Source organism: Variovorax boronicumulans, assembly GCF_009811375.1.
GTDB lineage: Bacteria > Pseudomonadota > Gammaproteobacteria > Burkholderiales > Burkholderiaceae_C > Variovorax > Variovorax boronicumulans.
This window is the reverse complement of record NZ_BKDH01000004.1, coordinates 435,802-460,397: the sequence shown is the minus strand read 5'-3', so window position 1 is coordinate 460,397 and position 24,596 is coordinate 435,802. Positions and strand designations below refer to the sequence as shown.

The window sequence follows — 24,596 nt, the reverse complement described above, 5'->3', positions numbered from 1 at the left end:
TCATGACCAACGCCTCCCCACCCACGGCCTATACCGCCCGCTACCCCTCGCTGGCCGGCCGCACCATGTTCATCTCGGGCGGCGCCAGCGGCATCGGCGAATCGCTGGTGCGGGCCTTTCATGCCCAAGGCGCGAAGGTCGGCTTCTGCGACCTCGACGCCGCGGCCGGCGCTGCGCTCGCCGCGCAGCTGCAGGGCGCGCACCCCGCGCTGTTCGTTCCCTGCGACGTGACCGACACGGCCGCGCTCGCCGCCACCATCGATGCGGTGCGCCAGCGCTTCGGGCCGGTGTCGGTGCTGCTGAACAACGCCGCCAACGACCGCCGCCACGAGATGGCCGACGTGACCAGCGACGACTTCGACCGCCTCGTGGCCGTCAACCTCAAGCACCAGTTCTTTGCCGCGCAGGCCGTGGCCGACGACATGCGCGCGCTGGGCGGCGGCTCGATCGTCAACTTCGGTTCGATCAGCTGGCTCATGAAGGGCCGCGGCTACCCGGTCTACCAGGCCTGCAAGGCGGGCGTGAACGGCCTCACGCGCTCGCTGGCGCGCGACCTGGGCAAGCAGAACATCCGGGTCAACACGATCATGCCGGGCTGGGTGATGACCGAGCGGCAGATCAAGCTCTGGGTGAAGCCCGAATCCGCCGCGGAGATCGATGCGGCGCAATGCCTGCCGGGCCGCGTGATGGCCGAGGACATCGCCGCGATGGCACTGTTCCTCGCGGCCGACGATTCGCGCATGTGCACCGCGCAGGACTACGTGGTGGACGCAGGCTGGACCTGAAGCGCTTCAACGCTCGCCCCAAAGAAAAAGCCCGGCATGCCGGGCTTTTTGCTGCGTGGGTGACGGGACGATCAGTCGCGCAGTTCAGCCGGCAGCGTGCCGCCATTGGCGGCGATGCGAGTCATCACCTGCTTGTGCAGGCCGATGTTCCATTCGGCCGAACCCGGTTCGCCGTTGCTGTAGAGGATTTCGCTGGCCAGTTCCTTGCGCGCGGCGAGGCTGCTGTCCAGGCCCAGCAACTTGAGCAGATCGACGATCGAGGTGCGCCAGTTCAGGCCGGCGGCACCCGGCATCGCGTCCAGGACGGCGGGCACGTCGCCCAGCGGGATCGCGGGCGGCGGTGCGGCAACGGCCGGCGCGCCGGGTGCAGCCGCCGGCGGTGCGGCGACGACTTCAGCGGCGTTGGCCGACGGGAAAATCTTGGAAAAAATCTTGCCGAAAATGCTCATGGGTGTACTCCGTCAATGTGAATGGGAAAACCCGCGGCACGGCGTTGCGTGACGCAGCCCGGGGTTGTAGCACGACCGTGCGGCGCTTTCGCTACGTGGCCGGCTGAACCGGCGCGCCCGGCGTGACCGATTGCGCAGTGCCGGTCACAGGTGTATGCGGCGCCTGCGCAGCGGCCGAGGTACCGCAGGCATGGCAGAACTTGGAGAACGCGCTCTTGCGCGTGCTGCAGTGGCCGCAGTGGTCGAACAGGCCGATGCCGCAGTGCGGGCAGAAGTCGATCTCGTTGTTCTTCAGGTCGACCGGCCGCTCGCAGCCGGGGCACACGCTCTTGGCCAGGCGGGCCAGCGCGACGTCGTAGCTCAGCTCTTCGCGGCGCACCTGGTCGGGCTGCTGCTCGGCGAGCTTCTGGCGCGCCAGGTAGCGGTTGAGCGCCACGATGGCGTAGCGCCCCACCAGCACCGTGAGCACGATGCCCACCACGTAGCGCACATAGCCGCCGTAGCTCGGCAGGTAGGGCACCAGCTCGACGAAGAAGGCAAACAGAGCGAAGAAGATGAAGCCCCACACGAAGGGCCAGTAGGTGCTCTTGCGCTTCTTCACGAACAGCCAGCCGGCCACCAGCAGCAGCGGCAGGGTCAGCGCGAGCCGGTAGCCGAACACGCGCAGTTCGACGCGGCGGTACTCGGCGTCCAGGCGCTGCTGTGCGTCGTGCTCCAGCACGCCCAATGCCGCGCGCGCACGCTGCTCGGCCTGGCGCGCGTCGAGTGCGATCTGGCGCTGCGCGTCGGCCTTGCGCTGCGCCGCGTCTTCCTTCTGCTTGAAGGCGTCGAGCGCCTTGGTGCGCGCGATGAGCTCGGTGTCCTGGTCGGGCTGCGCGGTGGCGCGGCGCGTGGCGATCCAGTTGCCGAAGGTCTCGCGCGCGTTGGCGCTGGCCTGCTGCGCGGTGTTGAGCTGCAGCTGTGCCTGGTCGAGGTCGCGCGAGGCCTGCAGCTCGGCGGCCTCCGAGGCCTTGATGGTGGCGCGCAGCGGCTCGGCCGCCGGCTTGTCGATGAAGTCGTCGAGCACGCGCACGCGCTCGACCTGCGGCAGGTCGCCCACGATCGTGCTGCCCAGCCCGATCAGGAAGCTCGCGAACACGAACGCCACCAGCCACAGGCCGCGGCGGAACCACTTCTCGGAGAGGCGCAGGGATTTGCTCATGGTCTTTCCTTCGTTCTTTCTTTTCTTCGTTGCTTCTCTTCGCTCAGAGCTTGAGTGTGACCGGCGCCGCGCCCAGGCCCGCGCGGGGCAGCCAGGCGAACACCGAGTCGACGGTCACGGTCTCGATGCGGTCCGAGAACCGCTTCTCGTTCGGATGATCGTCGAACGCGATGTTGGCCGAGCCCACGCGCCCGCCCAGGCGGGTCAGCGGGCCGAGGTTCAGCGTGGTGGGTTCGTAGCCCTTGAACTGCAGCCAGGCCTGCGCCTGCGCGCGGGTGCCGATGGTGGCGGGCTCCATCGCGGCGGCCAGGGTCTCGATGGCCCACTGGTTCGACTGCTGGTACTTCTGGCCCCAGGCGTAGCTCACGATGCTGTAGGGCGCCACGTTCAGGCGCACGAGGCGCGCGTCGGGCTCGCGCAGCGCGGCCATCAGCTGCGCCTGCACCGCGGGCGTCGGCACGGACCAGGCGGCCTCGTAGCGCCACAGGTCGTCGAGGAAGAACTCGCCCAGCCCCTGCCGGTAGACCGCGGCCACCGCCGTGCCGCAGTGGTTGAGCTTGTGCACCACGCGCCACGGGCCTTCGTCGGTCTTGTAGGCGATGCCCAGGTGCGAATAGCGCAGGCCGTACTTGCTCAGGTCCTGTCCGGCGCGCGCCAGGATGACCACGCGCGCGCCGCTCGCGTCGAGCTGCTGCGAAGTGCGCTCGGCCAGCTGCATGCCCTTGACGATCAGCGCCGGCGTCGGCCTGACCTGTTCGCACGAGCGGCCGGCGTTTGCCTGCAGCGGCAGCACCGCAGCGATGGCGAACGCCAGCAGCAGCGCGGGGCGCAAGGCGGGTTTCACGACAGTCTTTCGTTGTGGAGCAGTGCGCGGCCGACCGCGTTGGGCACGAAGGCCAGCACCTCGCCCGCGGCCGAGAGCACGACGCCCGTGCCGATCACGCTGACGACCACGGCCGTGCCGGCGGCCGCCGACACGCCACGGGTGGCGCGCCCCATCACCTTGACGCTGGCGCGGGCGCCGTCCGAGGCGCGTTCGAGCAGGTAGACGGTGCCGTCGACCGAGGCCTCGACCGCGATCACGGTGAGCACCGAACCGCCCACCGACAGCGCCGCGGGCACGGCGACCACCGCCGTGGCCGAGGCACCGACGACCGAAGCAGCACCGACCACCGAGGCCACGGGCAGCAGCGACAGCGCGGCCGAGGCCTCGCTCTGGGCCCGTGCGGGCAGCGGCGTCGCGACACCCGCGAACGCGGCGCAGGCGGCGAAGGCCAGGGCGGCCATCGACCGCGCCAGGGCGGTCCTGCGCGAAGCCGGCAGGTCGCGCTGGGTGATCGAAACGGTGGAGGATGAGAGGGGTTGCATGAAGGCCTCGCGGCGCAGTGAAGGTGAGCGAATGATGGTTCGCCTTCACGCCGCGGGGCTCGAATACTTCAACCAGTTGCGATTCTGGCGTCCCGCAGTATCCCGAAGAGATACTTTGGAGCGCACGCCTCAGGAGGCCAGCAGGCCGGCCACGCGCTGGCGCAGCGTCTCGGGCTGCACCTCCTGCGGCGCCACGGGGTGCCCCACGCGCAGGCCCACGCGGCTGAAGAGGCCGCGGCGGAAGGGCTTGGCCATGGCGACCTGCTGGCCGCCGCGCAGTTCGATGCGGCTGAAGTACGAGCCCCAGAGGTTGGTCAGCGCCATCGGGACCACGGGCGGCTCGATGCCTTCGGCGCGCGCGCCTTCGAGGATCTTCATCACGCCGCCCTTGAAGGGCTGCAGCTCGCCGTCGCGCGTGATCGCGCCTTCGGGGAAGATGCCCAGCAGGTCGCCCTCGCGCAGCACGCCGATGGCCTTGGCAAAGGCCGCCTCGTACGCGGCCGGGTCTTCCTTCTGCGGTGCGATCGGAATGGCCTTGGCCAGCTTGAACAGCCAGCCGAGCACCGGCACCTTGAAGATGCGGTGGTCCATGATGAAGCGGATGGGGCGCGGGCTCGCCGCCATCAGCAGCACCGCGTCGATGAAGCTCACGTGGTTGCACACCAGCACGGCGGCGCCCTCGGTGGGAATGTGCTGGTCGTCCTTGATGTCGAAGCGGTACACGAAGCGCGACAGCACCCAGGCCACGAAGCGCAGCAGGTACTCGGGCACCAGCATGAAGATGTAGAACGCCACCACCGCGTTGGCGATGCCGGTGAACAGGAAGATCTGCGGAATGGTGAAACCCGCGCCCAGCAGCGCGCCGGCCAGCACCGAGCTGCCGATCATGAAGAGCGCGTTGAGGATGTTGTTCGCCGCGATGATCCGCGCGCGGTGCGTGGGCTGGCTGCGCAGCTGGATCAGGGCGTACATCGGCACGCTGTACAGCCCCGCGAAGAGCGACAGCAGCGCGAGGTCGGCCATCACGCGCCAGTGCGCGGCCTGGTGGACGAAAGCGCCCAGGCCCATGCCGGCCGAAGGCGGCAAGGCGCGCGAGGCAAAGTACAGGTCGATGGCGAACACGCTCATGCCGATGGCGCCCAGCGGCACCAGGCCGATCTCCACCTGCCGGCGGCTCAGCGTCTCGCACAGCAGCGAGCCCACGCCGATGCCCACCGAGAACACCACCAAGAGCAGCGAGGCCACCTGTTCGTCGCCGTGCAGCACTTCCTTGGCGAAGCTGGGGAACTGGCTCAGGAACACCGCGCCGAAGAACCACATCCACGAGATGCCCAGCAGCGAGCGGAACACCACGATGTTCTCGCGCGCCAGCATCAGGTTGCGCCAGGTTTCGCTGAAGGGGTTCCAGTTGATCGACAGGCCCGGGTCGGTGGCCGGCGCGGGCGGAATGGCCTGCGCCACGCCGCGCCCCACCAGCGCGAGCAGCAAGCAGGCCACGGCCACCGTGGTGTGGCCGATCTGCGGCATCGCCACCAGCAGCCCGCCCGCCACCTGGCCCAGCAGGATGGCGACGAAGGTGCCCATCTCGACCATGCCGTTGCCGCCCGTGAGCTCGCGCGAATCGAGCACCTGCGGCAGGTAGGCGAACTTGACCGGCCCGAACAGCGTGGAGTGCAGCCCCATGAGGAACACACAGCCCAGCAGCACCACCGCGTCGGCGCGCACGAACCCCCAGGCGGCGATCACCATGATCGCGATCTCGAGGTTCTTGACGAAGCGGATCATCTTCGTCTTGTCGAACTTGTCGGTCAGCTGCCCGGCCGTGGCCGAGAACAGCAAAAAGGGCAGGATGAACAGCGCACCGATCACCAGCCCCGCCATCGCCGGCGGCATCCAGCTCAGTTGCAGCTGGTAGGTCACCATGACGGTGAAGGCGAACTTGAAGAGGTTGTCATTCGCGGCGCCCGCGAACTGGGTCCAGAAGAAGGGCGCGAAGCGCCGCTGGCCGAGCAGGGCGAACTGGTTCGCGTGGGCGTTGGGCTCATGCACCACGGGCGCAGTCGCGGCGGCGGCGGGGGTTGTCATGCGATGCAATCTCCTCTTTGTCTTCTACCGCTGCGCCACGGGCGTTCCAGTGGCCAAGCCGCGTCATGCCGCGATGGCGGCTGGGTCGGGATTGTGCCGCAGCAGGGTGGCGCGCCAGCCCTTTTCGAGGCGGTACAGCGCCATCAGCACAGGCAAGCCGGCCAGCGACGCCACCAGGTGCTTGAGCGTGTGGCCCGACACGAGGTGGCCGGTGGCTTCGTAGATGGCGTGATCGCCCAGTTCGAAGGCCTTGGCCACCACATAGAACGCGATCACCCAGCCCAGCTTGAGCCCGACAGCGCCGCGCATCGGCGTGGCCAGCGCCAGCGTGAGCACCACCGCCATGCCGCCGAACTGCACCAGCGCCCAGGGCAGCACGTTGCCGGTTTCCTGGCAGACCTCGGCCGCCAGCAGGCCGGCCGTGAGCACGAACCAGGCGGCCGGCCAGCCGGCGCGCTGGCTGACGCGCTCGCAGACGGCGATGCCGATCAGGCCCGCGAAGGCCACGGCCATGCCGGCGCGGTCGGCGGCCAGGCGGGGCGCGTCGGGCAGCAGGTGATAGAAGGCCGAGCCGGCAGCGGTGGCGATCAGGCCGGCGAAGAACAGCCAGGCGCAGTCCAGCGTGTTGTCCGGCGGGTCGTTGGCGGGCGGCGCCAGCGGGAACCCGGCCAGCGCCTCCTGGTGCGAGCGGTCGATGCGGTTGAGCCGGTACAGCCCCAGGCAGCCGATCGCCAGGAACGGCAGGTTGCTCAGCACGTCCATCGCGTTGGGCAGGTGAAACAGCGGCCGGTTGTCGGCGAACACGGAGGCGATCGCCACGTCGGCGGCCGGCAGCGCCGGGCCGAAGAAGGCGACGAGCAGGAGCAGCGCGAAGGTGAACAACAGTCCGCGTTCGCGGCGTGTCAGGGTGGGCAGAAGCATGGCGTTCCTCGGTGGGGTGGTGGCTGGCGGGTGGAATCTAGTTGCCAGCCCTCCCCCAGGCATCGAGAATCGATACGAGGCACTATTTCACTCCCTTCGGTATCCTTTTTCTATACCTTCAACCCGTACCCTCCCTTCATGAGCACCACCGTCGACCTGGTCCAGGCCCTCAAGAACGAACTCAAAAGCGCCCGCATGACGTATGCCGACCTGGCCCGGTCGCTGGACATGGCGGAGTCCAGCGTCAAGCGCATGCTGGCCAAGAGCGACATGCCGCTGTCGCGCGTCGATGCGATCTGCCGCGCCCTGAAGATCGATTTCGCCGAGCTGGCGCGGCGCGTGGCCGACGCCCAGCCGCTGCTGAAGGAGCTGACCCACGAGCAGGAAAAGGCCGTGGTCAAGGACAAGAAGCTGCTGCTGGTGGCGATCAGCGTGCTGAGCCAGTGGACGCTGGAGCAGATCGTGTCGTCGTACCGGATCACCGAGGCCGAGTGCATCGGCTGCCTGGCGCAGCTGGACCGCATCGGCATCATCGAGCTGCGCCCGCTCAACCGGTACCGCCTGAAGCTCGCGAAGACCTTCCGCTGGCGCCCGCACGGCCCGGTGATGGAGTTCTTCCGCGAGAACGTGGTGCTCGACTACTACAAGGGCGGCTTCGACGGCCCGGCCGAGGGCCTGCTGCTGGTACACGGCTCGATCAGCCGGTCGCTGGCGCCCGCCTTCATGGAGCGCCTGCAGCGCGTGGCGCAAGACTTTGCGCAGCAGCACCAGACCGACCAGAAGCTGTCGGCCAAGGACCGCGAGGGCTACACCCTGCTGCTGGGCATGCGCAACTGGGAATTCGAGCTCTTCACCCGCCTGCGGCGGAACTGAAGGCCCGTCAGGGCTTCGCTGCTTCCAATGCGTCGCGCGTGGTGCGCGCGGCGTTCTTCGCGGCGTCGGCGAAGTCTTCGCCCGACGAGGCGTAGATGATCGCCCGCGACGAGTTCACGATGATCGGCGCGTCGGCGCGCCAGCCGGCGCGCACGGTGGCGACCGCGTCGCCGCCCTGGGCACCGACGCCCGGGATCAAGAGCGGCACCGTCGGCGCGAGTTCGCGCACGCGCTCGATCTCGGCCGGGTAGGTCGCGCCCACCACGAGGCCGAGCTGGCCGTTGAGGTTCCACGGGCCTTGCGCCAGGCGGGCGACGTGCTCGTACAGGAAGGGCTGGCCCTCGACGCTGGCCAGGCGCTGGCCCTGCAGGTCGGAACCGCCGGGGTTGCTGGTGCGGCACAGCAGGAAGGCGCCCTTGCCTTCGTACTGGAGATACGGCGCGACCGAGTCGAAGCCCATGAAGGGCGACAGGGTCACGGCGTCGGCGCCGTAGCGCTCGAAGGCTTCGAGCGCGTACTGCTCGGCGGTGGAACCGATGTCGCCGCGCTTGGCGTCCAGGATGGTGGGCACATGGGGCGCGTTGCGGCGCATGTGCTCCATCAGGCGTTCGAGCTGGTCTTCGGCGCGGTGGGCCGCGAAGTAGGCGATCTGGGGCTTGAAGGCGATGACCAGGTCGGCCGTCGCGTCGACGATGCGCGCGCAGAAGTCATAGATGCGGCTGGCGTCGCCCTTGTACGCCCCCGGGAATTTGGCTGGCTCCGGGTCGAGGCCCACGCAGAGCAACGAACCGTTGGTTTGCTGTGCAGCGGCCAGCTTGTCGAGGAAAGTCATGGGGCCCGATTTTACGGACCCCGCCCGCCGGCCTCAGGCCGAAGGGGTGGCCTGCTCTGCGGCCAGGCACAGGTCGGCCCAGGCGCGGGCCTTGTCGGCCGGGTTGCGCAGCAGGTAGGCGGGGTGGTACGTGGCGACCACCGGCACGCCATTGGCCGATGCCAGCGGCACGGCGCGACCGCGCAGCTTGCCCAGCGGATCGCGGCTTTGCATGAGGCTCTGCGCGGCCAGTGGGCCCATCGCCAGCACGATGCTTGGCGCCAGCGCCGCCGCATGGGCGTCGAAGGCGGCGTCGATCGGCTGCGGGCTGCCGGGCTGGCCGGCGGCCACGCCGCGGTGCGTGCGCATCAGGTGCACGGGCGTGCGGCCGTCGTGCAGCTTCAGCGCGCGCAGCATGTTGTCGAGCAGGCGGCCGGCGTCGCCCGCGAAGGGCTCGCCGTGGCGGCCGTCGGCCTCGGGGGGCATGTCGGCCACGACCAGCCAGCCGCCCTGCACCGGCGCCGCGGCGTCGGCCTTGTCGGCATACAGGCGGCAGGGCGCCTCGACCAGCACGGCGGCGCCTTGCGCCACGGGCGCCGGCGCGACAGGACGCGGCACCGGGGCGGCCACCGGGCGGGCAACGGGCGCCGGGGCTGGGCGCGGCGGGGGCGGCGCGTCGTAAGACTGGTCGCGATCGTCGAGCTCCAGCGGCGGGCCTTCGGGCATGTCGGGCATGCCGGAGTCAGCGGCCACGGGGACCTCTGGCTCGGCTTCGACTTCGATCTCGGGCTCCGGCGGCACGGGCCACCAGACCTTCACGCCCATCTCGTCGAGCATGGCGCGCTGGCGCGCGTCCAGGCGCAGGGTGTGGACCGCGGTGTCCGTCATCGCAAAGCTCCCCAGGCGGAGCCTGTTTCGTTGAGGCGCATGCTCATGACGACCGCGTCTTCACGCTTGCCGTCGAACGCCGGGTAGTAGCCCTTGCGCACGCCGACGCTGCGAAAGCCTTGCCGCAGGTAGATGTCGAGCGCGCGCCGGTTGCTTTCGCGCACCTCGAGCCAGAGCCACAGCGCGCCCTCGCCGCGCGACCAGCCGGCCAGCGCCTCGAGCATGAGCGGCGCCCAGCCCTGGCGCTGGAAGGCCGGCGCCACGGTGATGTTGAGCAGGTGCACCTCGTCCACGCCCTTCATGGCGACGAAGTAGCCGATCAGCGTTTCGCCCAGGCTCGTGCAGGGCGACTCGACACCCGGCGCCACGCCGGGCGCCAACAGGCACTGGCAGTGGTAGCCCACGGCCATGGAATCGGTGAAGTTGGCGCGCGTCCAGGGGTGCGTGTAGGCCGTCTGCTCGACCGCGCACACGGCATCGATCCGCTCGACGGTGAGCGGTTCAAGACGGGCTTCGACGGACTGGAGGACGGCGCTCATGCGGGGTTCGGCGGAACGGCAGCGGCCGCCGCCTTGATGGCGGCGCGTTCCTCGGTCGTTTGCGCCACTTTATCGCGAACATACAGCGGCCAGGCCTGCGCGGCGGGCACGGTGCGGCCGGCCGCGAGCAGCGGGGGCGCCAGCCGCAGCATGGCGGCGGCCGTGGGCAGCACTTCGTGGCGGGCCGTGGCGGTCGCCAGGCGCGGGCCGTAGGCGGTGAAGGCATTGCCGGCAAGCGCCCAGCCGGCCGGCACCTCGAGCGCCTCGGGGGCCAGCAGCAGCGGCTCGGGGTCGCCGCCAAACGGGCCGGCGGTGTCGAAGTCGTAGTGCGCGGCGTAGAGCTGGTCCATGCGCGCGTCGAGCACGGCCACCACGCGCTGCGCGCCAAAGGCATGGCGCGCCTCGTCGGCCACGGCCAGCAAGGTGTCGACCGGCAACAGCGGCACCTTGGCGCCGAAGGCCAGGCCCTGCGCCACCGAACAGGCGGTGCGCAGGCCGGTGAAGGAGCCCGGGCCGCGCCCGAAGACGATGGCGTCGAGCTCGGCCAGCGCGAGCCCCGCGTCGGCGAGCAGTTCGCGAATCAATGGCAGCAGCGTGCTCGACGCCTGCGCGCCGCCCACGCCGCTGTGCGCCAGCACGCGGTCGCCGTGGCGCACCGCGACCGACAGGTGCTCGGTGCTCGTGTCGAAGGCCAGCAGCTTGTCAGACATTCGGACGCCCCATTCCCGCCGGGCACGGCGTCGGGCAGACCGGCGCCGGCGCGGCGCGCACGGCCGCTGCCTTGCGCACGCCGAACAGGATGCCGGCCGTCACCAGCGCAAGGCCGGCGACCAGGCTCCAGTGCATCGGTTCGCCAAGCCACAGCACCGCACCGAAGGCCGACAGGCCCGGCACCAGCGCCGTGATCATCGTGGTGCGCACGGGGCCGAAGTGCTGGATCATCTTCGTGAAGGTGATGCCGGAGATCACCACCGAGCCGACGCCCTGGAAGGCCATCTGGAATGCGACCTCGCCCCACGGCGCGCTGCCGATGTGGCTCACGACCGCGCCCGAGGCCACCAGCAAGGTGTAGACCGGCACGTAGGTCATCAAGGCGAACACGGTGATGGCGATGGTCGCGCGCACGGCGTCCAGGCCGTGGCGGCGCGCCACCACGCTGTAGCAGGCCCAGCAGAAGGCGGCGCCCATGAACATCAGGTCGCCCTTCCAGACCTCGCCGCCCTCGAAGGCGTGCAGCAGGCTGCGCCCGCCGACCACAAGGTCGCCTGCGACGATCATCGCCAGGCCGATGGCGCGCGTGGGCGTGATGCGGTCGCGCAGCACCAGCGCGGCCAGCAGCGTGGTCCACAGCGGCAGGCTGCCGGGCATCAGCACGGCGGCATGGCCGGCCGGCGCGAAGAAGAAGCCGCTGTAGGCGATGAGCGCGTAGGCCACGCCGCCGAAGATGCCGGCGGTGGCCGTCACGCGCAGCGACAGCGGCGACAGGCCGAAGAACGAGGACACCGCGCCGCGGTGCTTCGTCGCCAGCCACGCGCCCCAGGGCACCAGCACCAGGCTGGCGCCGCAGACGCGCGCAAAGGCCAGGTCGAAGGGCGTGAGCGAGCGCGCAGCCGAGGCGCGCGCGATGAGGATGAAGGCGGTCCAGACCACGACGGTGACCACGGCCGCGCCGATGCCGAGCATGCGGGGAGACAAGAGGGGCGGGGAGGTCTGCGGGGGCGCGGCGGGCATCCCGCCATTATCGAGGGCAGGCCCCGGCCGCGCAGGGGCGGGGCGAATCAGCCGGCCTCGTCGGCGCGCAGGATCGCCAGCCCGGCCGCGCGCAGCGGCGCCAGCGCCTGCTCGGGGGCCTGCGGCGCCACCAGCAGCTGCGTCGCGTCCGCCAGCGGACTGACCACCCAGGCCGACGCGGCCCCGAGCTTTTCGGACGAGGCCAGCACGACGGTCTCGGCCGCCGCGGCCATCAGGGCGCGCTTGATCTCGGCCTCTTCCGCGTCGCCCGTGGTCAGGCCCGCCTCGGCGTGCACGCCGGTGGCGCCCATGAAATACGTGTCGGCATGGATGCGTGAAATGGCCGCCATGGCCGCCGCGCCGACCGCCACCATCGAATGCCGGAAGAGCCGCCCGCCGATCAGCACCACCTCGATGCCGGCGTGCGCCGCCAGCTCGACCGCCACCGACGGGCTGTGCGTGACCACCGTGGCCTGCAGCGCGAGCGGCAGGTGGCGCGCCAGCTGCACGGCCGTGGTGCCGCCGTCGATGAACACCACCTGCCCCGGCTTCACGAGGCGCGCGGCGGCGCGGCCGATGGCCACTTTTTCGTCGGGCGCGAGCTGCTGGCGCCCGGTGAAGTCGGCCTCGGCCGCCGCTACCGGCAGGGCGCCGCCGTGCACGCGCTGCAGCAGCCCTTCGGCCGCGAGCTCGCGCAGGTCGCGGCGGATGGTGTCTTCGGACAGGGCCAGCTCTTCGCTGAGCGCCTTGGCGACGACCTGGCCGTCGCGTCGCAGGACCGAGAGGATGTGTTGCTTGCGCGGTCGGGTGAGCATGGGCCGATGGTAACGGATTTGCACGTTATTGCACGAATCTTCTTGATATTGCACGAACTTGGTTCTATGCTCGCCGCCATGACCATTCACGACCGCGTCCGGGTGCACGAAGTCACCCTCCTGTCCGACAACTGGTACACGCTGCGCACCACCGCCTTCGACTGGCGGCGCAACGACGGCGAGTGGCAGCGCATGCACCGCGAGACCTACGACCGCGGCAACGGCGCCACGCTGCTGCCGTATCACCTGGGCCAGCGCACGGTGCTGCTCACGCGGCAGTTCCGCTACCCGGCCTTCGTCAACGGCCACGACGATCTGCTGATCGAGGCGGCTGCGGGCCTGCTCGACAACGCCGCGCCCGAGGAGCGCATCCGCGCCGAGGTGGAAGAAGAGTTGGGCTACCGGCTCGGCACCGTGCAGAAGGTGTTCGAGAGCTTCATGAGCCCCGGCTCGGTGACCGAGAAGCTGCACTTCTTCGTCGCGCCCTACGAGGCCTCGATGCGCGTCGGCGCGGGCGGCGGGCTGGCGGAGGAGGGCGAGGACATCGAGGTGCTCGAGCTGCGCATCGACGAGGCGCTGGCCATGGTGGCCGACGGCCGCATCGCCGACGCCAAGACGGTCATGCTGCTGTACCACGCGAAGCTGCACGTTTTCCCGCCGGGATAATCCGCGGATGCCTCTTGCCTTCCGCCCTGCGCCCCTCGCACTGACCCTCGCCCTGCTGGCTCCGGCCGGCGCCTTCGCCCAGCAAGCCCTTCCGCCTCAAGTCGATGCCGCCCTCGCGCGCGCCAAGGTGTCGCGCGAGGCCGTGACCCTGCTCGTGGCCGATGCCGACGCGGGCCGCGCGCCGCGCCTGGCCTGGCGTTCGCAGGTGCCGGTGAACCCGGCCTCGATCATGAAGCTGGTGACCACCTACGCGGCGCTCGACCTGCTCGGCCCGGCCTACAGCTGGAACACGCCGGTCTACGTCGAGGGCACGGTGGCCAACGGCGTGCTCAACGGCAACCTCTACATCAAGGGCCAGGGCGATCCCAAGCTGGTGCTGGAGCGCGTGTGGCTGCTGCTGCGCCACGTGCAGGGCCTGGGCATCACCACCGTGAGCGGCGACATCGTGATCGACCGCAGCGCCTTCGAGACCACGGTCGAGAACGACCCGGCCGCCTTCGACGGCGAGCCGCTGCGCCCCTACAACGCCTCGCCCGACGCGCTGCTGGTGAACTTCAAGTCGGTCAACATGACCTTCGCGCCCGACCGCGCCGGCCAGTACGCGCGCGTGAGCTACGAGCCCCCGCTGGCCAGCGTGGCGATGCCGCCCACCGTGCCGCTGGCGCCCGGCGAATGCGGCGACTGGCGCGGTGCGCTCAAGCCCGACTTCAGCGACGTGAACCGCATCCGCTTCAACGGCGGCTTTCCCACGGGCTGCGGCGAGAAGAGCTGGGCCGTGGCCTACGCCGACCCGCGCACCTACAGCCTGCGCGCCATCGGCGGCATGTGGGCCGAGATGGGCGGGCGCGTGGGCGGCCAGATGCGCGAAGGCCGCGTGCCCGCGGGCCTGAAGCCGGCCTTCGACTTCGAGTCGCCGCCGCTCGCGGAAGTGGTGCGCGACATCAACAAGTACAGCAACAACGTGATGGCGCAGCAGGTGTTCCTCACGCTGGGCCTCACACAGAAGCAGCGCGGCACCTTCGAGGCTTCGCGCGGCGCGCTGGGCCAGTGGTGGCGCGAGCGCATCGGCACCGGCGAGGCCTCGCCGGTGTTCGAGAACGGCTCGGGCCTGTCGCGCGACGAGCGCATCAGCGCCGCCGCGCTCGGCAAGATGCTGCAGGTGGCGTGGCGCTCGCCCGTGATGCCCGAGCTGGTGGCCTCGCTGCCCGCGATGGGCGTGGACGGCACGCTGAAGCGGCGCACGCTGCGCTCGGGCGGCGCGGCGCACCTGAAGACCGGCACGCTGCGCGACGCCTCGGGCGTGGCCGGCTACGTGCACGGCGCAAGCGGCCGGCGCTACGTGCTGGTAGCCATCGCCAACGGCGAGAACGCCGGCGCCGCGCGCGCCGCCTTCGACGCGCTGATCGACTGGACCGCGCAGGACCAGTGACTCGGACGGGGCCCGAGCCGCCCCGCTACTGAATAGGTTCTGCTCGCAAACGCTGCTTGCGCGCGGCCATGGCGCTGCCCAGAATCGGACGCTCGTTCGTTTTCGATACAACTCCAGGAGACGCGTCTTGACCTTGCAGCACCCACGGCATTCACAGCCCTCGTCCTTCCCGGCCCGCCGGGTCACCGCCGCGGCGACGCTCGCCGGCGCCACGTTGCTGCTCGCCGCCTGTGGCGGGGGCGGCGGTGGGGGCGGCGTCGGCATCGGCTTTCCGCCGCCGGGCGGCGGCAGCGACACCGGGCGCGGCTCGGTCGTCACCAGCCCGCCCGAGCAGGGCACCAAGCTCACGGCCGACCAGTTCAGGGCCAGCCTGCAGGCCTCCGACCAGGGCAAGGCGCTGCTGCAGGTCACCGGCGCGCCCAAGTGCGGCGTCGACATGCGCTACCTCGAGTACCGCACCGTCGGCGGCAAGAACGAAGCCACCAACGCCACCGCCGCGATCATGGTGCCCTCGGGTTCCGACGTGGCCTGCAGCGGCGCGCGCCCCGTGGTGCTGTACGCGCACGGCACCACGCCGGCGCGCAACTACAACCTCGCCAAGTGGACCGACACCACCCAGCCGGCCGCCGGCGAGGGCCTGATGGTGGCGGCCATGTTCGCGGCGCAGGGCTACATCGTGGTGGCGCCCAACTACGCGGGCTACGACAAATCGACGCTGCCCTACCACCCGTACCTCAACGGCGAGCAGCAGGGCAAGGACATGGTCGATGCGCTCACCGCGGCGCGCAAGACCTTCTCGGACATCGGCGCGAACGACGCCGGCTCGCTGTTCATCACCGGCTATTCGCAGGGCGGCTACGTGGCGATGGCCGCGCACCGCGAGATGCAGGCCACCGGCAAGACCGTGACGGCCTCGGCCCCGCTGGCCGCGCCCTCGGCCATCAGCCTCCTGACCGACTACACCTACCTGGGCTGGCCGGCGCTGGGCGCCACGCTGTTCGTGCCGCTGCTGTCGACCAGCTGGCAGCAGCAGTTCGGCAACGTCTACAACAGCACCAACGACGTCTACGAGGCGCAGTACGCCACCGGCATCGACACGCTGCTGCCCACCCTCACGCCGGGCACGTTGTTCTCCAGCGGCAAGCTGCCGCAGTTGGCGCTGTTCCCGGCCGACGGCAAGCCGGGCCCGGTGAGCCCCGAGCTGGCGATCTTCTACGGCGCCAACAACCTCATCAAGCAGAGCTTCCTCACGCAGGCGGCCACCGACATCCAGTCGGCCCCCTGCCCCGGCAACGCGCTGCCGGCCACGGCCGCGTCGCTCGGCTCGGCCTCGCCGCTGGACTGCAAGCCGGCCACGGGCTTCCGCAAGGCGGCCATCGCCAACGACCTGCGCAACTGGGTGCCGACCAAGCCGATGCTGCTGTGCAGCGGCGCGAACGACCCGACCGTGAACTTCCTGAGCACCCGTGCCACGGCCGGCTACTTCCGCGCCAAGGGCATGCCGGCCGCCGCGCTCGCGGTGGTCGACCTGGAAGACCGCGGCGCCACCGACAGCTATTCGGCGGCACGCGCCGGCTTCGCGCAGGCCAAGGACCTGCTGACGCAGAGCACGCCGGGCAGCGCCGCCGACAAGGCGCGCGCCGTGACGGCCGCGTACCACGGCACGCTGGCGCCGCCGTTCTGCCTGGCGGCAGCACGCGGGTTCTTCCAGGGGGTGCTGGCGGCCGGGGGCTGAGCCCCGCCGCAGCCTGAGAGACGTTGATCAGGCCGCTGCAGCGCGCTGCAAGCGGTCTTTCACACCTTCCCATTCGGGCGTGTCGGGCGGCGTCTCGACCCAGATCAGCTTCACGCCCTGCGCGTCGAACTCGCGCAGCACCGCGAACAGCTGCTGCGCGGTGGCCGCCGCGTCGTCGGGCATGCGCCGCAGCAGCACGCGCTGCGAGCGGCTGCGCACATTGCTGCGCGTCCACACGGCGATGTGCGCGGCGTTGGCGCCGAGCACATCGAGGCCGGTCTGGATGGCCTTGGGGTCCATCAGCCGCACCTTGGCGTCGGGCGCGTAGTGCGCCTCCAGCGTGCCCGAGGCGCGTGGGTCGGGCGTGTCGAGCACCTCGCGGTCGCGCAGCGGCTCGCCGACGGCGGCTTCGATCTGGTCGCGCGTGATGAGGCCCGGGCGCAGCAGCACGGGCGCGCCGCGGCTGCAGTCGACGATGGTCGATTCGATGCCCACTTCGCAGGCGCCGCCGTCGATCACCAGCAGCGCGTCGCCGAACTCGTCGTGCACGTGCTGCGCCGTGGTCGGGCTGACGCGGCCGAAGCGGTTGGCGCTGGGCCCCGCCAGGCCGGGCACGCCCTGCTCGGCGCAGGCTTCGAGCAGCGCCTGCGCCACCGGGTGCGCGGGGCAGCGCAGGCCGATGGTGTCCTGCCCGCCGGCCGCCGCCGTGCCCACGCCGGGCTGGCGCGTGACGATCAGCGTGAGCGGGCCGGGCCAGAAGGCCTGCACGAGCTTTTGCGCGAAAGGCGGCAGCGGCTGGGCGAAGCGCGACAGCGCCTGCGCGCCCTTGGCGCCCGCCGCCACGTGGACGATCAGCGGATGGTCGGCCGGCCGGCCCTTGGCCGCGAAGATGCCGGCGACAGCGGTGTCGCTGCTGGCGTCGGCGCCCAGGCCGTAGACGGTCTCGGTCGGGAAGGCGACCAGCCCGCCCGCACGCAGCACGCGCGCGGCTTCGGCGATGGCGATGGCGTCGGGAGCGTGGCCGTCGAGGATCATGCGAGCGCCGGCAGGCCCAGCAGCAGCGCGGCCTGCGAGGCATTGGCGCGCACGCTCTCGAGCGTGGCGCCGGTGAGGGTCAGGTGGCCCATCTTGCGACCGCGGCGCGGTGCCATCTTGCCGTACAGGTGCAGATGGACGCCGGGCACGGCAAGCACTTCGCTCCAGCGCGGCGACACCGGCTTGCCGTCGGCTGCGCCGTCCGGGAACCACAGGTCGCCCAGCAGGTTGAGCATGACGGCGGGGCTGTGCTGGCGCGGTGCGGTCAGCGGCAGGCCGGCGAGGGTGCGCACCTGCAGCTCGAACTGCGACACGTCGCAGGCTTCCATCGTGTAGTGGCCGCTGTTGTGCGGGCGCGGCGCCATTTCGTTCACCACCAGGGAGCCGTCGGCCAGCGCGAAGAACTCGACGCACAGCACGCCCACGTAGTCCAGGCCGCTGGCGATGCTCTTGGCGGAATTGACCGCGCCCTGCGCCACGGTCTTGGGCATGTTCTGCGGATGCACCTCGGTCACGGCGAGGATGCCGTCGCGGTGCAGGTTGCGCTGCGGCGGGAAGTGCACGATCTGGCCGTCGCGGCCACGCGCCAGGATCACCGAGCACTCGAATTCGAGCGGCAGCATCTTCTCGAGCACGCAGGGCACGCAGCCGGCGGCCTGCCAGGCCTCGACCAGCTCCGCGCGCGTCTTCACGCGCTGCTGGCCCTTGCCGTCGTAGCCCAGGCGGGCGGTCTTGAGGATGCCGGGCAGCAGTTGATCATCGACGGCGGCCAGTTGCTCCGCGGTCTCGATGACGGCGTAGGGCGCGCAGGGCACGCCGCAGCGCGTGAAGTGCGCCTTCTCGGCGATGCGGTCCTGCGCGATGGCGATCGCCGAGGCGGCGGGCGACACCGGCCGCGCCACCGCCAGGTGCTCCAGCGAGGGCGCGGGCACGTTCTCGAACTCGGTGGTCACCGCGTCGGCCAGGCCGGCCAGGCGGGCCAGGCCGTCGACGTCGGCGTAGTCGGTGTGGATGTGGTGGTGGCTCACGCGGCCGGCGGGGCTGTCGGCGTCGGGGTCGAGCACCGCGGTGAAGTAGCCCATGCGCTGGGCCGCGTGCGCGAACATGCGCCCGAGCTGGCCGCCGCCGAGCACGCCGAGCGTGGCGCCCGGGAGGATGGGCAAATCGCCGGCATGGCCCGAATGACCGGTGCTCACAGCGCACCCCCGCCTTGCGGCGAGAAGGGCGACACCGCCGCGCCCGCTTCGGGCGGCGGCAGCACCATGGCCTCGGCAGCGGCGGTCTGGGCCGTGCGGAAGGCGTCGAGTTGGGCGCGCAGCGCCGGGTTGTTCACCGCCAGCATGGCCACCGCGAACAGCGCCGCGTTGGCCGCGCCGGCGGTGCCGATGGCAAAGGTGGCCACGGGCACGCCCTTGGGCATCTGCACGATGCTGTAGAGGGAATCGACCCCCTGCAGGTGGCGGCTGGCCACCGGCACGCCGAGCACCGGCACCGTGGTTTTCGACGCCAGCATGCCCGGCAGGTGGGCCGCGCCGCCCGCTCCCGCGATGATCGCGGTGAGCCCGCGCCCGGCGGCGCTTTCGGCGTACGCGAACAGCGCATCGGGCATCCGGTGGGCCGAGACCACCTTCGCTTCGTGGCTGATTCCGAATTGCTGGAGAATCTCGACCGCGTGGCGCATCGTCTCCCAATCGGAGTTCGAGCCCATCACTACACCGACCTGAATGGTTTCGTTCATGGTTTCAATTTTACGTTTCACCCCCAGCTGTTCCCGATGATCGACATCACTCTCGAAAATTTCCAGGCCGAGCTGATCGAAGGCTCGGTCGCCACGCCGGTGCTGCTGGACATCTGGGCCGAATGGTGCGGCCCCTGCAAACAGCTCGGCCCGGTGCTCGAAAAGCTCGAAACCGAGTACGCCGGCCGCTTCACGCTGGCCAAGCTGGACGCCGACAAGGTGCCGCAGATTTCCTCGCAGCTGTCCGAGATGTTCGGCGTGCGCAGCATCCCGTTCTGCGTGATGTTCAAGGACGGCCAGCCGGTGGACGGCTTCGTGGGCGCCATTCCGGCCGAGAAGATTCGCGAATTCCTCGACAAGCACGTGCCGGGCGCGGACGAGGCCGAAGCGGCTTCGGAAGGCGCCGCCGCGCAGGAAGCGCTGGCCGAGGGCGACACCCTGGGCGCGCTCGAGAAGCTGCAGCACGCCGTGGCCACCGACCCGGCCAACGACGACGCGCGCTTCGACTACATCAAGCTGCTGCTGCAGGAAGGCCGCATCGACGACGCCAAGGTCGCCTTTGCCCCGGTGATCGCCAAGACCACGCTGGTGCGCCGCTTCGATTCGCTGCAGCGCTGGATGGACGCCATCGATTTCGCCGCACCGGTCACCGGCTCGGCGCCGACGCTGGGCGACTTCGACGACAAGATCGCGGCCAACAAGCGCGACTTCGACGCCCGCTTCAACCGGGCCCGCCTGCTGATGGCCGCCCAGCGCTGGACCGACGCGATGGACGAGCTGCTCGACATCCTCATGCGCGACAAGAGCTGGAGCGAAGACCTCGCGCGCAAGACCTACATCGCGATCCTCGACGTGATCGAGCCGCCGAAGGTGAAGGTGGCCGACGGGCAGATTCCGCCGGACGATCCTGTGGTGGCCACCTACCGCCGCCGCCTGAGCAGCGTGGTGTTGAGCTGAACGGCCGAACGACGCATTGCGCCTTTCAGTGCGCAATTGAACAAAAAAGCGACCTGTGAGTCGCTTTTTTGTTGTCGCCATCGCCCCATATAGATAGCATTGCTACTCAATTTCCGATAAAAGCGCATTGCAATGCTCCAACTGACCGAAGAACTCGAAAAAGCCCGCAAGGCCGGCGGCCTGAGCCAGGAGGCGCTGGCCACGCGCGCCGGGCTGTCGCGCATGACGGTGCAGCGCATCGAAAGCGGGCAGATCGATCCACGCCTGTCGACGCTGCTCGAAATGGCCCGCGTGCTGGGGCTCGAGCTGATGCCCGTGCCCGCCAGCCTGCGCCCGCAACTCGAAGACTTCGTGCGCTCGGGCGGGCGCCTGCTCGGCCAGCCGGCGGGCGTGGGCGCGCCGCCGTCCATCGCCCAGAGCCTGGCTGACGAGAACCGGTGAGGCGGTGAGCACGCGCGCCGCCTTCAACACGGGCATCCGCTACCTGCGGATGCACTTGCACCTGCCCGGTGGCGGGCGGCGCGCCATCGGTTACCTCTCGCAGTACGGCGACATCCTGCGTGTGTCCTTCGACGAGGCCTACATCGCCGATGCGGGCCGGCCCACGCTCTCGCTGGCCTACCGCGGCGCTGACGAGGCGGCCACGCGGGCGATCCTGGCCTCGGCGCGCGACGCCCGCGTCTCGCGCAGCGACGGCCGCTGGCCCAGCTACTTCCAGAACCTGCTGCCCGAGGGCCACAACCGCGAGCGCCTGGCGCAGCAGCGCGGCTGCGCGGCCGACGACGAGTTCGAGCTGCTGGCCGCCGCCGGCCACGACCTGATGGGCGCGCTCGAGGTCGAGCCCGTGCCCACGTCCGAAGGCATTCCCGACACCGTGCGCCACTGGCACACGGCGCTGGGGCTCGACGTGCTCGAACCCGGCTTCGTCGAGATGCCGGTGGAAGACGCCGCCGCCATCCCCGGCGTGGTGACCAAGTTCTCGGCAGTGCAGGACGGGCGGCGCTACGTGGTCAAGCGCCACGGCGCGGCGGGCTCGTTCATCCTCAAGCTGCCGAGCACGCGCCACCCCGACCTGGTCGCCAACGAATACACCGGCTACCGCCTGTGCGGCGCGCTCGGCCTCGACTGCGCGCATGCCCACGTGATCGACCGCGCCGACGCCGACCTGCCCGAGCAGGTGCCCTTCGCGCAGATCCTGGCGGTGCGCCGCTTCGACCGCACGCCCGAGGGCGGGCGCATCCACATGGAAGAGTTCGCGCAGGTGCTGCAGTACGAGCCGCGCCAGAAGTACGGCCGCGGCCTGGCCACCGACTGGCCCGCGATGCTGCGCGTGCTCGACCGCCTGTCGCCGAACCCGGTGGCCGACGTGCGCGAGTGCGTGCGCCGCCTGGTCGCCTTCATCCTGCTGGGCAACAGCGACGCGCACCTGAAGAACTGGGCGCTGCGCTACCCCGACGGCGTGGCGCCGGTGCTCGCGCCGCTGTACGACCCGGTCTGCGTGGCCGCCTTCTTCGAGGACGTGCCGGCGCGCGACTACGGCGTCAACCGCGCCATCGACGCCACGCTGCGCGCCTTCGACGGGCCGGCGCTGGAGGCGCTGCTGCGCGCGGCCGGGCTGCTGCGGCCGGCGCGCCTGATGGCCATCGCGCGCGACACGGTGCGCCAGGCCCAGGCCGAGTGGCCCGCGCTGCTGGCGCAGGACGGCACGCCGGCCAGCGTGCGCCGCTGCGTCGAGGCGCGCCTCGCGGGCGGCGTGGCCCTCGCCAGCCTCGCGGCCTGAAGAAGCCCGGATGCGCCATCGGGCCTGTCTTCGCACCGGCCACGGCGTCGCATACGATGGCGCCGGTTTTAACTTGTTGCAGATTGAAAAGGAAAATTGGCCATGCGTTCCTTCGCCCGCCGTACCGCGCTCCCCGCCATTGCCTCGGCCGCGCTGCTGCTGACCGCCCTGACCGGTTGCGGCAGCGGCATCAGCCTCGACGAGCCGATCGAAGGGCCGGTGTGGCGCCTGGTGCAGTTGGGCGACGAGCCCATCGCGCCAGGCGGCGATGCGCAGTTGCAGTTCGATCGCAACAGCGGACGGGTGAGTGGTTCAGGCGGCTGCAACCGCGTCACGGGATCGTTCACGCGCGCGGGCGTGTCGCTCAAGCTCGGCCAGATGGCCGCGACGCGCATGGCCTGCGCCGACCCGGTGCGCGGCGCCAACGAGGCGCAGTTCCTGTCGGCGCTGCAGAACACGGCCAGCTACCGGCTGGCGCCGGGGCGGCTCGCGCTGCTCGATGCGAGCGGTCGCACCGTGGCGCTGCTCAGCAACGGCACGACACGCTAAAAACGAAAAGCCGGATCAGCCGTGGGTGAGGCGGTCCAGCGCCTCACGGTACTTGGCGGCCGTCTTCTCGATGACTTCGGCCGGCAGGCGCGGCGCCGGGGGCGTCTTGTCCCAGGGCTTGCCGTTGATCTTGGTGGCCTCGAGCCAGTCGCGCACGAACTGCTTGTCGTAGCTCGGCGGGTTGGTGCCGGCGGCCAGCGCGGCCTCGTAGCCCTCGACCGGCCAGTAGCGCGAGCTGTCGGGCGTGAGCACCTCGTCCATCAGCACCAGCGTGTCGTTCTCGTCCAGGCCGAACTCGAACTTGGTGTCGGCAATGATCATCCCCTTGGCCAGCGCGATCTGGGCCGCCGCCTCGTAGATGGCGATGCTGACCTCGCGGATCTGCTGGGCCAGCTTGGGGCCGACGACCTCGACCACGCGCTCGTAGCTGATGTTCTCGTCGTGCTCGCCGGCCGCGGCCTTGGCGGCGGGCGTGAAGATCGGGCGCGGCAGCTTGCTCGCGTTGGTCAGGCCTTCGGGCAGCGGCACGCCGCAGACGGCGCGGTTGTCCTGGTATTCCTTCCAGCCGCTGCCGGCCAGGTAGCCGCGCACCACGGCCTCGACCGGGATCGGACGCAGGCGCTTGACCAGCATCGAGCGGCCCGTGACCTGCGCCACCTCGTCGGGTTGCACCACGCTCTCGGGCGCCTCGCCCGTCAGGTGGTTGGGGCACAGCGCGCCCAGGCGGTCGAACCACCACAGCGCCATCTTGGTGAGGATCTCGCCCTTGCCCGGGATGGGCTCGCCCATGATCACGTCGAAGGCGCTGAGCCGGTCGCTCGCGACCATCAGGATGCGGTCTTCGCCGACGGCGTAGTTGTCGCGCACCTTGCCGCGCGCAAGCAGGGGCAGGCTCTGGATGGAAGAGGTGTGAACGGTGGTCATGGACGGATGCTCGGCTGGGAAACGGTGACGGGAAAAGCGGATTGTGCGCGCAGAAAAAAGCCACCGCGAGCGGTGGCCTGCGGCGAGCAGTCTGTCTTCGTTAGATGACTTGCTGCGCCAGGTCGCCCTTGGCGTACTTGGCGGCAACGACCTGCAGCGTGTCGCCCTTGATCTTGGCGCCCTGGCCTTCGCAGCCGAACTCGATGTAGCGCTGCTTGCAGATCTGCTTGGCGGCTTCGCGCGCGGGCTTGAGCCATTCGCGGGCGTCGAACTTCTCGGGGTTCTCGGCCAGGAACTTGCGCACCGCGCCGGTCATCGCCAGGCGGATGTCGGTGTCGATGTTGATCTTGCGCACGCCGTACTTGATGGCTTCCTGGATTTCCTCGACGGGCACACCGTAGGTTTCCTTCATGTTGCCGCCGTATTTGCGGATGATTTCCAGCAGGTCCTGCGGCACCGACGACGAGCCGTGCATCACCAGGTGGGTGTTGGGCAGGCGGGCGTGGATTTCCTTCACGCGCTGGATCGACAGGATGTCGCCCGTGGGCTTGCGCGTGAACTTGTAGGCGCCGTGGCTGGTGCCGATGGCGATGGCCAGTGCGTCCAGCTGCGTGGCCTTCACGAACTGGGCGGCTTCTTCCGGATCGGTGAGCAGCGACGCATGGTCGAGCACGCCTTCGGCGCCGATGCCGTCTTCTTCACCGGCCATGCCGGTTTCGAGCGAGCCCAGGCAGCCCAGCTCGCCTTCGACCGTGACGCCGACCTTGTGGGCCAGTTCGACCACCTTGCGGGTCACGTCGACGTTGTAGTCGAACGAGGCGGGCGTCTTGCCATCTTCGTGCAGCGAGCCGTCCATCATCACGGACGAGAAGCCCAGGTCGATCGCGCCCTGGCAGATGGCCGGGCTCTGGCCGTGGTCCTGGTGCATCACCAGCGGGATGTTCGGGTACTGCTCGATGGCGGCCTGGATCAGGTGCTTGATGAAGGCTTCACCCGCGTATTTGCGGGCGCCGGCGCTGGCCTGCAGGATGACGGGCGCGCCGGTTTCCTTGGCAGCCTCCATGACGGCCTGGACCTGTTCGAGGTTGTTGACGTTGAAGGCCGGAATGCCGTAGCCGTTGGCGGCGGCGTGGTCCAGCAGTTCGCGCATCGAGACGAGTGCCATGGGAAATACCTCGTGGGAATAGAAAAAACGGGAAAAAAGAGAAGGCGGAAAGTCGGGAGAAAACTACCCCGATTCTACCGAGCCCCCTTGTGGGACAGGGCCGACGCCACCCCGGGCGCCACGGGTACTGGCACGCAGCTCTTTTTCAACTT

General features: G+C 70.3%; 26 protein-coding genes. 9 read left to right on the top strand and 17 right to left on the bottom strand.

What is annotated here, in order from left to right; genetic code table 11:
- Window positions 1-2 precede the first annotated feature (2 nt).
- Window positions 3-785: an SDR family NAD(P)-dependent oxidoreductase gene (locus VHAB30_RS27185; RefSeq protein ID WP_159279229.1), complete on the top strand. Its 783-nt coding sequence runs from the start codon at window positions 3-5 to the stop codon at window positions 783-785.
- 71 nt (window positions 786-856) lie between these two features.
- Here the strand turns inward: VHAB30_RS27185 and VHAB30_RS27180 are convergent, their stop codons facing one another.
- The 6 genes from VHAB30_RS27180 to VHAB30_RS27155 all read right to left on the bottom strand — a co-directional run bounded on the left by VHAB30_RS27180 (window position 857) and on the right by VHAB30_RS27155 (window position 6,809).
- Window positions 857-1,234, bottom strand: coding sequence for a DUF3597 domain-containing protein (locus tag VHAB30_RS27180; protein WP_095747238.1), 378 nt, complete (start codon window positions 1,232-1,234; stop codon window positions 857-859).
- Between the two features lie 91 nt (window positions 1,235-1,325).
- Window positions 1,326-2,435 carry a serine endopeptidase gene (locus tag VHAB30_RS27175; RefSeq protein WP_159279228.1) on the bottom strand — a complete coding sequence of 370 codons (1,110 nt, stop codon included), beginning with the start codon at window positions 2,433-2,435 and terminating at the stop codon, window positions 1,326-1,328.
- Between the two features lie 43 nt (window positions 2,436-2,478).
- Complete coding sequence (locus VHAB30_RS27170; protein WP_062477466.1) at window positions 2,479-3,279, bottom strand: DUF2145 domain-containing protein; 801 nt, start codon at window positions 3,277-3,279, stop codon at window positions 2,479-2,481.
- Window positions 3,276-3,722, bottom strand: a complete 447-nt coding sequence (locus VHAB30_RS27165; RefSeq protein WP_062477469.1) for a hypothetical protein — start codon at window positions 3,720-3,722, stop codon at window positions 3,276-3,278. Before VHAB30_RS27165 ends, VHAB30_RS27170 begins: the two co-directional genes overlap by 4 nt.
- Window positions 3,723-3,932: 210 nt before the next feature.
- Window positions 3,933-5,888: an MFS transporter gene (locus VHAB30_RS27160; RefSeq protein ID WP_159279227.1), complete on the bottom strand. Its 1,956-nt coding sequence runs from the start codon at window positions 5,886-5,888 to the stop codon at window positions 3,933-3,935.
- Window positions 5,889-5,951: 63 nt separating this feature from the next.
- Window positions 5,952-6,809 carry a hypothetical protein gene (locus VHAB30_RS27155; protein ID WP_159279226.1) on the bottom strand — a complete coding sequence of 286 codons (858 nt, stop codon included), beginning with the start codon at window positions 6,807-6,809 and terminating at the stop codon, window positions 5,952-5,954.
- Between the two features lie 138 nt (window positions 6,810-6,947).
- On the opposite strand from VHAB30_RS27155, the gene VHAB30_RS27150 reads away from it, so the two are divergent.
- Window positions 6,948-7,682, top strand: coding sequence for a helix-turn-helix domain-containing protein (locus VHAB30_RS27150; protein ID WP_062477478.1), 735 nt, complete (start codon window positions 6,948-6,950; stop codon window positions 7,680-7,682).
- A 7-nt stretch (window positions 7,683-7,689) separates the two neighbouring features.
- Here VHAB30_RS27150 and pyrF read toward each other — a convergent pair whose 3' ends face one another.
- Genes pyrF through VHAB30_RS27120 form a run of 6 tightly spaced genes read right to left on the bottom strand, consistent with a single transcriptional unit; the run spans window position 7,690 to window position 12,466 of the window.
- On the bottom strand, window positions 7,690-8,514 hold the full coding sequence (gene pyrF / locus VHAB30_RS27145) for an orotidine-5'-phosphate decarboxylase (RefSeq protein WP_062477481.1): 825 nt from the start codon (window positions 8,512-8,514) through the stop codon (window positions 7,690-7,692).
- Between the two features lie 33 nt (window positions 8,515-8,547).
- Window positions 8,548-9,381 (bottom strand): uracil-DNA glycosylase family protein, encoded by an 834-nt coding sequence (locus VHAB30_RS27140; RefSeq protein ID WP_159279225.1) that lies wholly within the window; start codon window positions 9,379-9,381, stop codon window positions 8,548-8,550.
- The gene (rimI, locus tag VHAB30_RS27135; RefSeq protein WP_062483095.1) at window positions 9,378-9,920 is read right to left on the bottom strand and encodes a ribosomal protein S18-alanine N-acetyltransferase; all 543 of its coding nucleotides are present in this window, start codon (window positions 9,918-9,920) and stop codon (window positions 9,378-9,380) included. Before rimI ends, VHAB30_RS27140 begins: the two co-directional genes overlap by 4 nt.
- The gene (tsaB, locus tag VHAB30_RS27130; RefSeq protein WP_159279224.1) at window positions 9,917-10,630 is read right to left on the bottom strand and encodes a tRNA (adenosine(37)-N6)-threonylcarbamoyltransferase complex dimerization subunit type 1 TsaB; all 714 of its coding nucleotides are present in this window, start codon (window positions 10,628-10,630) and stop codon (window positions 9,917-9,919) included. Before tsaB ends, rimI begins: the two co-directional genes overlap by 4 nt.
- Window positions 10,623-11,651 carry a DMT family transporter gene (locus VHAB30_RS27125; protein WP_159279223.1) on the bottom strand — a complete coding sequence of 343 codons (1,029 nt, stop codon included), beginning with the start codon at window positions 11,649-11,651 and terminating at the stop codon, window positions 10,623-10,625. Before VHAB30_RS27125 ends, tsaB begins: the two co-directional genes overlap by 8 nt.
- Window positions 11,652-11,698: 47 nt before the next feature.
- Window positions 11,699-12,466 (bottom strand): DeoR/GlpR family DNA-binding transcription regulator, encoded by a 768-nt coding sequence (locus VHAB30_RS27120; protein ID WP_095747246.1) that lies wholly within the window; start codon window positions 12,464-12,466, stop codon window positions 11,699-11,701.
- A gap of 78 nt (window positions 12,467-12,544) precedes the next feature.
- Between VHAB30_RS27120 and VHAB30_RS27115 the strand changes: the two genes are divergently transcribed.
- The 3 genes from VHAB30_RS27115 to VHAB30_RS27105 all read left to right on the top strand — a co-directional run bounded on the left by VHAB30_RS27115 (window position 12,545) and on the right by VHAB30_RS27105 (window position 16,296).
- Complete coding sequence (locus VHAB30_RS27115; protein WP_159279222.1) at window positions 12,545-13,132, top strand: NUDIX hydrolase; 588 nt, start codon at window positions 12,545-12,547, stop codon at window positions 13,130-13,132.
- Window positions 13,133-13,139: 7 nt separating this feature from the next.
- The gene (gene dacB, locus VHAB30_RS27110; protein WP_159279221.1) at window positions 13,140-14,561 is read left to right on the top strand and encodes a D-alanyl-D-alanine carboxypeptidase/D-alanyl-D-alanine endopeptidase; all 1,422 of its coding nucleotides are present in this window, start codon (window positions 13,140-13,142) and stop codon (window positions 14,559-14,561) included.
- A 133-nt stretch (window positions 14,562-14,694) separates the two neighbouring features.
- On the top strand, window positions 14,695-16,296 hold the full coding sequence (locus VHAB30_RS27105; protein ID WP_159279267.1) for an alpha/beta hydrolase family protein: 1,602 nt from the start codon (window positions 14,695-14,697) through the stop codon (window positions 16,294-16,296).
- A 27-nt stretch (window positions 16,297-16,323) separates the two neighbouring features.
- On the opposite strand, the gene VHAB30_RS27100 is transcribed toward VHAB30_RS27105, so the two are convergent.
- Genes VHAB30_RS27100 through purE form a run of 3 tightly spaced genes read right to left on the bottom strand, consistent with a single transcriptional unit; the run spans window position 16,324 to window position 19,069 of the window.
- Window positions 16,324-17,331, bottom strand: a complete 1,008-nt coding sequence (locus VHAB30_RS27100) for an L-threonylcarbamoyladenylate synthase (protein WP_159279220.1) — start codon at window positions 17,329-17,331, stop codon at window positions 16,324-16,326.
- Entirely contained in the window at window positions 17,328-18,527 is a 1,200-nt protein-coding gene (locus tag VHAB30_RS27095) for a 5-(carboxyamino)imidazole ribonucleotide synthase (protein ID WP_159279219.1), read from the bottom strand. Before VHAB30_RS27095 ends, VHAB30_RS27100 begins: the two co-directional genes overlap by 4 nt.
- A complete protein-coding gene (gene purE / locus VHAB30_RS27090) occupies window positions 18,524-19,069 on the bottom strand; it encodes a 5-(carboxyamino)imidazole ribonucleotide mutase (RefSeq protein ID WP_159274100.1) in 546 nt (181 codons plus the stop codon). Before purE ends, VHAB30_RS27095 begins: the two co-directional genes overlap by 4 nt.
- A 36-nt stretch (window positions 19,070-19,105) precedes the next feature.
- Between purE and VHAB30_RS27085 the strand changes: the two genes are divergently transcribed.
- The 4 genes from VHAB30_RS27085 (at window position 19,106) to VHAB30_RS27070 (ending at window position 22,355) form a co-directional block, all read left to right on the top strand.
- Window positions 19,106-20,026 carry a tetratricopeptide repeat protein gene (locus VHAB30_RS27085; RefSeq protein WP_159279218.1) on the top strand — a complete coding sequence of 307 codons (921 nt, stop codon included), beginning with the start codon at window positions 19,106-19,108 and terminating at the stop codon, window positions 20,024-20,026.
- Window positions 20,027-20,158: 132 nt separating this feature from the next.
- The gene (locus tag VHAB30_RS27080; protein WP_062481916.1) at window positions 20,159-20,467 is read left to right on the top strand and encodes a helix-turn-helix domain-containing protein; all 309 of its coding nucleotides are present in this window, start codon (window positions 20,159-20,161) and stop codon (window positions 20,465-20,467) included.
- 49 nt (window positions 20,468-20,516) lie between these two features.
- A complete protein-coding gene (locus tag VHAB30_RS27075) occupies window positions 20,517-21,806 on the top strand; it encodes a type II toxin-antitoxin system HipA family toxin (RefSeq protein ID WP_159279266.1) in 1,290 nt (429 codons plus the stop codon).
- A 102-nt stretch (window positions 21,807-21,908) separates the two neighbouring features.
- Window positions 21,909-22,355 (top strand): META domain-containing protein, encoded by a 447-nt coding sequence (locus VHAB30_RS27070; RefSeq protein ID WP_095950501.1) that lies wholly within the window; start codon window positions 21,909-21,911, stop codon window positions 22,353-22,355.
- Window positions 22,356-22,370: 15 nt separating this feature from the next.
- On the opposite strand, the gene VHAB30_RS27065 is transcribed toward VHAB30_RS27070, so the two are convergent.
- A complete protein-coding gene (locus tag VHAB30_RS27065; RefSeq protein WP_062478299.1) occupies window positions 22,371-23,279 on the bottom strand; it encodes a phosphoribosylaminoimidazolesuccinocarboxamide synthase in 909 nt (302 codons plus the stop codon).
- A 100-nt stretch (window positions 23,280-23,379) separates the two neighbouring features.
- On the bottom strand, window positions 23,380-24,444 hold the full coding sequence (fba, locus tag VHAB30_RS27060; protein WP_062478296.1) for a class II fructose-bisphosphate aldolase: 1,065 nt from the start codon (window positions 24,442-24,444) through the stop codon (window positions 23,380-23,382).
- Window positions 24,445-24,596 lie beyond the last annotated feature (152 nt).